Consider the following 2,026-nt stretch of genomic DNA (forward strand, 5'->3'; position numbering starts at 1 on the left):
AGACAATAAGCAGCGGTGGTGAGATCAGCCGAAAGCAAAAACTCTTTGCCACTCTCTCCATAATTTTTTACACCATAGCCAATACCGACAATGCGATCGGGAAGATGATAATGCGCAAAAATATCCCCCACGTTATCACGATAAGGCTCCCAGCCCAGTCTTTTTAAAATCTCTGTGACATCTTTAGTTTGCATCGTCATTACCCTGCGTGCTCTTTAATTCTTTTACATAAAAATTACTTGTGTAATACTTAGGCTCTCTAGAAAGACTATATATTTCATCACTATCAATTTCACCTCTTCCATAGTTTTTTCCAAAAACTCTTGTAAAAAGGGAGAGGTTGCAGACTAGGAGTATTCTCAGTTTTTTCAATTGGTTTATCACCATCAGGTATCTCAACTCCCGCATGTACTTTAATTCTTTTGCAAAGGAATTCATAAAAATTACTGGCGTAATATTCGCAATTATCCAATGGATACATAACATAGATTGGACATTCTCCATCCCGAAACTGCGTATAATCAAAATAAAAGGTTTCACCAAAATCTGTTCTGTTAACGACAAGCTGTTCTGGTGTCGCAAAACCATGTTTTCTGTAATAATTTAAATTTTGGTGAACAATATCATTAACAGAAACACCTATAGGATGCTCATAAAGACTAAAGATTTCATAACCAGCAATGTCCCCACCTTTATAATGTTTCAAAAAACTCTTGTAAGACGATGTGAATTGCAAATCGAGAGCTTTCTCCGCCTTTTCAATCCGTAGATCATCAACTGCATCATCTTCAGTACGAAAATTGATAATATCATCATCATATTTATTCACTTTATCAATTAATACTGCAACATCAGCTAAGGTATAGGTTTTCATAGATGATCCTCAAAACGTGCGTGATAAACGCTCCATATTTCCTCTATCAATTTCACCTCTTCCATAGTTTTTTCCAAAAACTCTTGTAAAAAGGTATAGGTTGCGGAGTGGGAGTGTTCTCAATCTTTTCAATTGGTTGGTCTCCATCAGGTATCTCTTCTCCCACGCTTTCTTTAATTCTTTTACAAAGGAATTCATAAAAATTACTTGCGTAATATTCGCAATCTTCAGATGGAAGCATGACATAAAGTGGGCATTCTCCATCCCGAAACTGCGTATAATCAAAATAAAAGGTTTCACCAAAATCAGTACTACTCACGAAAAGCTGTTCTGGTGTCAGAAAACCACGTTTTCTAGCATTTAAGTTTTGGAAAACAATATCACCACCAGGGATATCTGCTCCACACTCCTTATAAAGGCTAAAGATTTCATCACCACCAATTTCTCCTCCTCCATATTTTTTTAAAAAAACTTTATAAGAGGATGTGAATTGTAAACCGAGAGCTTTCTCCGCCTTTTCAATCTGTAGATCATCTGTTTCATTCTCTTCATCATCTTCACTACCCAAATTGATAATATCATCATCATATTTATTCACTTTATCAATTAATACTGCAACATCAGCTAAGGTATAGGTTTTCATAGATTATTTCTCCAAACTTCTTTTTTCTCTCTTTTCATAAACCGTAGAGCATTATTGCCGATGCTCCTGTCCCCATCTGTCAAAATTTAGACCTATAATACCCCATTTCATATCAATTATTCCTCCTAAACTACTGTTTTCCTGTTCTCCATATCCATTACCACGTTTATCCCAATATTCCTCTCTCTGCTTATTAAACTTTTCTCTCTCTATAAGCGATTGATGTGTTTTGGGATTAGCATGAATAACAGAAGTATATTTTTTATGAAATTCATGGCTCATCTCTGCTATGGGTCCATCAGGCGTTTGCTTTAGGTGATGCAACTCAACAGACCAGCCATCAAACCCTATAGGTGCTTTTCCTGCTTTCATTCTTTCAACATTGGTGCCCCATACTTCTTCCCCTTTTACTGTCCAACTAACCATTTTGTCAGGATCAAACAAATCGTCTCTCTGATAGGCTTTGTTAGTCTGTCCAAATTTGCTATCGGTAAATTTAGTGGGTTTCT

The 2,026-nt window shown here is 36.2% G+C and carries 4 protein-coding genes; all 4 read right to left on the minus strand.

Translation table 11 applies throughout. The features are described 5' to 3' along the window. On the minus strand, positions 1 to 200 hold a 200-nt coding region (locus ACFIJJ_RS09570), incomplete at its 3' end, for a DUF6990 domain-containing protein (protein WP_375646779.1). A 92-nt stretch (positions 201 to 292) separates the two neighbouring features. Then, a complete protein-coding gene (locus ACFIJJ_RS09575) occupies positions 293 to 874 on the minus strand; it encodes an SMI1/KNR4 family protein (RefSeq protein WP_375646780.1) in 582 nt (193 codons plus the stop codon). A gap of 52 nt (positions 875 to 926) precedes the next feature. Beyond that, complete coding sequence (locus ACFIJJ_RS09580; RefSeq protein WP_375646782.1) at positions 927 to 1,517, minus strand: SMI1/KNR4 family protein; 591 nt, start codon at positions 1,515 to 1,517, stop codon at positions 927 to 929. Between the two features lie 51 nt (positions 1,518 to 1,568). Beyond that, positions 1,569 to 2,026 (minus strand): HNH/ENDO VII family nuclease (locus ACFIJJ_RS09585; RefSeq protein ID WP_375646783.1); only part of this gene is annotated, 458 nt, incomplete at its 5' end.

The sequence above is a fragment of the Bartonella sp. TT29SHDZB genome, from assembly GCF_042193395.1.
Lineage (GTDB): Bacteria > Pseudomonadota > Alphaproteobacteria > Rhizobiales > Rhizobiaceae > Bartonella.

Excerpts from the sequence above, each read along its gene's own strand:
- ACFIJJ_RS09575 (WP_375646780.1), bottom strand. The coding sequence starts at position 874 with ATGAAAACCTATACCTTAGCTGATGTTGCAGTATTAATTGATAAAGTG.
- ACFIJJ_RS09580 (WP_375646782.1), bottom strand. The coding sequence starts at position 1,517 with ATGAAAACCTATACCTTAGCTGATGTTGCAGTATTAATTGATAAAGTG.